Origin of the sequence: Saccharopolyspora elongata, assembly GCF_004348985.1 — a bacterium.
GTDB lineage: Bacteria > Actinomycetota > Actinomycetes > Mycobacteriales > Pseudonocardiaceae > Saccharopolyspora > Saccharopolyspora elongata.
Genome location: NZ_SMKW01000039.1, coordinates 82,207 through 88,338, shown reverse-complemented (window position 1 = coordinate 88,338; position 6,132 = coordinate 82,207). Strand labels below are relative to the sequence as shown.

Genomic DNA, 6,132 nt, shown 5'->3' with positions numbered 1-6,132 from the left:
CGCCCGGCCCGCCCGTCCATCACGCGCGCCGAGGCCTCGCCGATGCGGGCCAGACCGGCCGCGAACATCGGATTGCCGCAGAGCGCGCCGCCGGAGGGGTTGATCGCGACCGAGTCATCGAGCCCGATCGCCCGGCGCAGCAGGATTTCCTGGTGGGTGAACGGCGCGTGCAGTTCCGCGACCTCGACGCCGTCGGCCCCGGCGGCTCGCGCCGCGGCGGTGGTCGAAGTCGATCGGCGCAGATCGCGGGAGCCGAGGCTGCCCGACTCGACGCGGTGCTCCAAACCGGTTATCCAGGCGGGCCTTTCGCGGATCTCCCGGGCCCGGTCCCCGCTCGCCAGGACGACGACGGCTGCGCCGTCGGAGATCGGCGCGCAGTCGTGCGCGCGGAGCGGATCGGCGATGTAGGGCGCGCCGAGCAGATTCTCGGCGTCGACCGATCCGGACACCTGTGCTCTGGGATTTTCCGTTGCCGCGGCGCGACTTCGAGCGGCCACGGCCGCCATGTCGCGCTCGGTCCAGTCGCCGGCGTCCAGGCCGAGCCGGGCCTGCAGCCCGGCGATGCTCACCGAGTCCGGCCACAGCGGCGCGACCGAGTAGGGATCGAGCTGCAGCGCGAGGGTCCGGCGCAGGTCGCCAGCCGAGGACTTGCCGAAGCCGTAGACCAGCGCCGTGTCGACCTCGCCGGTGCGGATCTTCACCCACGCCTCGTAGAGAGCCCACGCCGCGTCCATCTCCACGTGCGACTCGTTGATCGGCGGGAACGCGCCGATGGCGTCGACCGCCGCGATGAACGAGAACGCCCGGCCCGCGAGGTAGTCCGACGACCCCGAGCACCAGAACCCGATGTCCTCCTTGGCGAGCCCGGTTTCGGCCAGCACTTCGCGGAAGATCGGCACCAGCATCTCGACGCCGTTGGTGGTGCCCCGGGTGGCGCGCACGTTCGGTGCCTGCGCGAACCCGACGACGGCTACGTCTGTCACGGCGGACTCCCGGAGGGTTCAGAGGTGTTGGGCGTAGGACTCGAACGGCGCATCGGGCTCGCCGGTCGGTTCGAAGTGGTCGATGTTCTGCAGCGTGTGGTCCCACTCCTCGCGGGGTTTCCACACCGCGCGCACCCGCATCCCCATCCGGACCTCGTCGGCCGCGCAGCCGAGCACGAGGTGCAGGAACGCGATGTCGGCGCCGTCGAGCAGCACGTACGCGGACACGTACGGCGGCTTGATGCGCTGGCCCAGGAAGGGAACGTTGACGATGCAGAACGTGGTCACGATCCCGGTGTCGGGGAGCTCGGCCTCTTCCTCGGTGGGAACCCCGTCGGTCGGGCACGCGCCGCGCGGCGGGATGTAGACCTTCGCGCACGCCGGGCAGCGCTGGCCGAGCAGCCGCCCTTCGGCGAGGCCGCGCAGGTACCGGCTCTCCTCGGGGGACGCCGAGTGCCGGTAGTGCAGGTGCACCGGGGAGGTCAGCGTGGTGACGGGTTCGGGTCGTGAGTGGTTTGGCTCGTCATGGCGCTCCGAACCACTCACGACGTCTTGCGCCGGCTCGAAGCAGGCGATGTCGCGGATGCCGTTGCCGAGTTCCTCGGCCCAGCGGACCTGCACGCGCATCCCGGTGCTGATCTGCTCCGGTGTTGGCACGTCGACGGCGTGCAGCATCGGCGTGTCCGCCCCGTCCAGCAGCACGAACGCCCAGGCGAACGGGCGCTGGAGCGGCTGGCCCTCCATCGGCTCCGGCATCCACGTCCAGCTGACTACGGTGCCCTGCGTGCCGACCGGCACGAATTCGTCGAGGACGGCGGCGGTTTCCGGGTCGTGCTCGACCGGCGGCACGTGCACCCGGCCGTCGCTGCCGCGAACTCCGACGATCCGGCGATCGCGCAGGGCGGTGGCGAACCGGCCGTGCACCGGCCCCAGGGATCGGGTGTAGTCGAAGCCGATTTCGAGAGGGGCGCTGAGTGGTTCCGGGAGCCCAGTCACGCACTGAAGTGAAACATGTTCTCGATTTTGGGGCAATATCCGGGCAGGATGACCCGGGAGGATTCGCCAGCAGTGCCGCCGGACGAGGAGGTTCGCGGATGAAGATAGGGCTGCAGCTCGGCTACTGGGGTGCACAACCGCCGTCGAATGCGGAAGAACTCGTTCTCGAAGCCGAGCGCGCGGGATTCGACGGGATCTTCGCGGCGGAGTCCTGGGGATCGGACGCGTTCACCCCGCTCGCCTGGTGGGGCTCCCGGACGAGCCGGGTCCGGCTGGGCACCTCGGTCGCGCAGCTCTCCGCGCGCTCGCCGACCTCGTGCGCGATGCACGCGCTGACCCTGGACCACCTCTCCGGCGGGCGCTGCGTGCTGGGGCTCGGCGTGTCCGGCCCGCAGGTCGTCGAAGGCTGGTACGGCACGCCGTTCGCGAAACCCCTTGCCAGGACGCGGGAATACGTCTCGATCGTGCGGCAGGTGCTGGCCCGCGAGGCGCCGGTGCGCAACGCCGGCCCGCACCACCCGCTGCCCTACGACGGGCCCGGCTCGCTCGGCCTCGGCAAGCCGCTGCGCCCGATCACCCACCCGCTGCGCGCCGACCTGCCGATCTGGCTGGGTGCCGAGGGGCCGCGAAACGTCGCGCAGACCGCCGAGATCGCCGACGGGTGGCTGGCGGTGTACTACTCGCCGCGCATCGCCGCGACGTACGAGGACTGGCTGGCCGAGGGATTCGCCAGGCCGGGCGCGCGCCGCAGCCGCGAGGAGTTCGAGATCGCGGCCAGCTGCCAGGTGGTCGTCACCGACGACCCGGCGGCGGAGCGGGCGCGGCTGAAGCCCTCGCTGGCCCTCTACATCGGCGGGATGGGCGCGCCGGGCATGAACTTCCACGCCGAGCTGTTCCGGCGGATGGACTACGGATCCGCCGTCGACGACGTGGAGCGGCTGTTCGCGGCCGGGCGGCGCGAGGAGGCGGTCGCGGCGGTGCCGGACGAGATGGTCGACGACATCGCGATCATCGGCGACGCCGAATCGGTGCGCAGCCGGGTGCGGGAGTGGGAGCGGGCCGGGGTGGACACGTTGCTGGTCGGCTGCCGCGAGACCGGGCATCTGCGCGGCGTCGCGGACGCGCTGGGGCTTGCCGAAAATCTGTAACGGGTTCTAGTTTGTAGGTCGCGCGGGTCGGCGTGCGGTGTCGTGAGCGCCGAGTCCGGTAAGAACCGGCTTCAGCGCTCACGACTCCTCGCCCACCGTCGCGCCCTGCTCAGTACTCCGATTCCCGCGTCATCGTCGACAGGAGTCCGCCGTGTCCGACATCGGGCTGTGGAAGATCGCCGAGCAACAACCGAACCGGACGGCCGTGATCGCACCGGACGGAAGGGCGGTCGGCTACGCCGAACTCGCCGCCGCCGCGGACCGCTACGGACGCGGCCTGCAGAGCATGGGTCTCGAGGCCGGTGACAGCATCGTGCTGATGCTGCCCAACGGCGAAGACCTGCTCGCCGCGTACTTCGCGGCGCTGCAATGCGGGCTGTACGCGGTGACGGTGAACTGGCACCTCGTCGGCGCCGAAGTCGCCTACCTGATCGAGGACAGCGGGGCGAAGGCCTTCGTGGCGCACGAGCGGTTCGCCGAGACGGCTGCGGATGCCGCCGCGCGCAGCGGGCTTCCCGCGTCGGCCCGCTTCGCGGTCGGCGAGATCCCCGGATTCCAGGCCCTTTCCGAGCTCGGCGCGCAGGAGCCACCGAAGCGCCCGGAGGCGCGGACGATGGGCTCGCCCATGCTGTACACGTCGGGCACCACCGGTCGCCCCAAGGGCGTTCGGCGCCCGCTGACCGGGGCCGACCCGGACGAGGTTCCGGCCGCGGCGAAGTGGTTCTTCGGCATCTTCGGCCTGCAGCCGTTCGACGACCACGTGCACCTGTGCGGCTCGCCGCTGTACCACACCGCGGTGCTCAACTTCGTCAGCCACTCCGTCCAATTCGGACATACGGCGGTGCTGATGGACCGCTGGGATCCGGCGGAGATGTTGCGGCTGATCGAACTGCACCGCGTCACCCACACGCACATGGTGCCGACCCAGTTCCACCGGCTGCTGGCGCTGCCACCGGAAGTCCGCGCGCGCCACGACGTCTCGTCGCTGCGCGCGGCGATCCACGGGGCCGCACCGTGCCCGCCCGAGGTCAAAAGGGCGATGCTGGAGTGGTGGGGCCCGGTGGTGGTGGAGTACTACGCGGCGACCGAGGGCGGCGGCACCTCGATCACCGCGACGGAGTGGCTGGACAAGCCGGGTTCGGTCGGCAAGGCGTGGCCGGGCTCGACGGTCAAGGTGCTCGGCGACGACGGCGCGGAACTGCCGGCCGGCGAGATCGGCACCGTCTACATGCGGATGGGCGGCTCCAGCTTCGAGTACCACCGGGACGAGCAGAAGACGAAGCAGGCGCGGGTGGGCGACCTGTTCACCATGGGCGACGTCGGCTACCTCGACGAGGACGGCTACCTGTACCTGTGCGACCGCAAGAGCGACATGATCATCTCGGGTGGGGTGAACATCTACCCGGCGGAGATCGAGAACGCCCTGTCGGTGCACCCGGAGGTCGCGGACGTGGCGGTGTTCGGCGTGCCGCACGCGGACTGGGGCGAAGAGGTCAAGGCCGTCGTGCAGCCGGCCGACGGCGTCGAGCCGGGGGAGGAGCTGGCGGCGGACCTCATCGCCTTCGCCCGGGACCGGCTGGCTAAGTTCAAGATCCCGCGCAGCATCGACTTCGTCGCGGAACTTCCCCGGGACCCCAACGGAAAGCTCTACAAGCGAAAGCTCCGGGATCCCTACTGGACCGACCGCGACCGGGCGATCTGACGCCCCAGTTTCATTTGAAGCCGTTCGACCGGCGGTCTCCAGGCGGGAGGTTTCAATTGAAACTGGGCATGGTGGTGTCCCGGGACAGAGGTTTCAATTGAAACTGGGGTTCCTTCGAAGGGGTCCAGTTTCAATTGAGCCTTTTTCATCCTGGCCGGCCCGCAGCCGCGGCCCGCAGCCGCGGCCCGCAAAGCTGCACGTCGATGGGGTGCCGCATGCGCCGCAGGCGCATAGCCCACCTACGGCACCTGCACCGCCGCGGGTTCTCAGCGTTCGCCTGGCGAGGACGGCCCTGACGCCGTGTATTGGCATACATAAGTCAGGGCACCCACAGCCAGGCGGGCGCTGAGGTTCCGCTACCCGCACCGCCACGCAGAACGACGTTGGAAAAACCTCATTGAAACTTGACGCGGGTTCGGTGCTACCGGCCGCGGAAGTTCGGCTTGCGCTTCTCCGCGAAGGCCCTCGGGCCTTCCTTGGCGTCCTCGCTGCCGAAGACCGCCATGCCCAGGCGGGCGTCCACCTGGAACGCCTCGTTCTCCGGCATGCCTTCGGTTTCCCGCATCGTGCGGAGGATGGCCTGCACCGCGAGCGGGCCGTTGGCGGTGATGAGGTCGGCCAGTTCCAGGGCCTTGTCGAGGGCCTGGCCGTCCGGGACGACGTGGCCGATCAGGCCCAGTTCCTTGGCTTCGGGCGCGAAGACGTGCCTGCCGGTCAGGAGTATGTCCGCCGCGACCGTGTACGGGATCTGGCGCGGCAGGCGGACCGCCGAGCCACCCAGCGGGAACAGGCCCCAGCGCGCCTCCGACACCCCGAACCGCGCGCTCTCGCCCGCCACCCGGATGTCGGTGGCCTGCAGGATTTCCGTGCCGCCCGCCACCGCGGGCCCTTCCACCGCCGCGATCAGCGGCTTGGTCAGCCGCCGGCCCTTGAGCAGCGGTTCGATCACGGACATGTCCATGCCGCGGGCGGTGTCGCCGGGATGCGACTGCGTCATCGCCTTCAGGTCGGCGCCGGCGCAGAACGCGCCGCCCGCGCCGGTCAGCACGCACGCCCGGATGTCGTCGTCGCCGTCCACCTCGTCCCAGGCCTGCCGCATGATCTCCAGCATCGGCCCGGACAGGGCGTTGCGGACCTCGGGCCGGTTCATCGTCACCACGAGCACCGCGCCGCGCCGCTCGACCAGGCAGTGGGGTTGCTCGACGACCTCGGTTGTCGACGTCATGGGAACCTTTCCGGTCGGTGTTGGGAATCGGCTCGCCGGATCACCCGTTCGGCCGCAGGAGGAACCTGCCGGACGGCA

General features: G+C 70.4%; 5 protein-coding genes. 2 read left to right on the top strand and 3 right to left on the bottom strand.

Translation table 11 applies throughout. From position 1 onward, the window contains the following. Together E1288_RS26680 and E1288_RS26675 are read right to left on the bottom strand one after the other, a co-directional pair. A partial coding sequence (locus E1288_RS26680) for a thiolase domain-containing protein (RefSeq protein WP_132489688.1) occupies positions 1-983 on the bottom strand: 983 nt, incomplete at its 3' end. Positions 984-1,001: 18 nt separating this feature from the next. Beyond that, entirely contained in the window at positions 1,002-1,979 is a 978-nt protein-coding gene (locus E1288_RS26675) for a Zn-ribbon domain-containing OB-fold protein (RefSeq protein WP_132489686.1), read from the bottom strand. A 98-nt stretch (positions 1,980-2,077) separates the two neighbouring features. Here E1288_RS26675 and E1288_RS26670 point away from each other — a divergent pair, with 98 nt between their 5' ends. Together E1288_RS26670 and E1288_RS26665 are read left to right on the top strand one after the other, a co-directional pair. Then, positions 2,078-3,127, top strand: coding sequence for an LLM class F420-dependent oxidoreductase (locus tag E1288_RS26670; RefSeq protein ID WP_132489684.1), 1,050 nt, complete (start codon positions 2,078-2,080; stop codon positions 3,125-3,127). Between the two features lie 151 nt (positions 3,128-3,278). Beyond that, a complete protein-coding gene (locus tag E1288_RS26665) occupies positions 3,279-4,829 on the top strand; it encodes an acyl-CoA synthetase (protein ID WP_132489682.1) in 1,551 nt (516 codons plus the stop codon). Between the two features lie 421 nt (positions 4,830-5,250). Here the strand turns inward: E1288_RS26665 and E1288_RS26660 are convergent, their stop codons facing one another. Beyond that, positions 5,251-6,054, bottom strand: coding sequence for a crotonase/enoyl-CoA hydratase family protein (locus E1288_RS26660; protein WP_132489680.1), 804 nt, complete (start codon positions 6,052-6,054; stop codon positions 5,251-5,253). Positions 6,055-6,132: the final 78 nt, after the last annotated feature.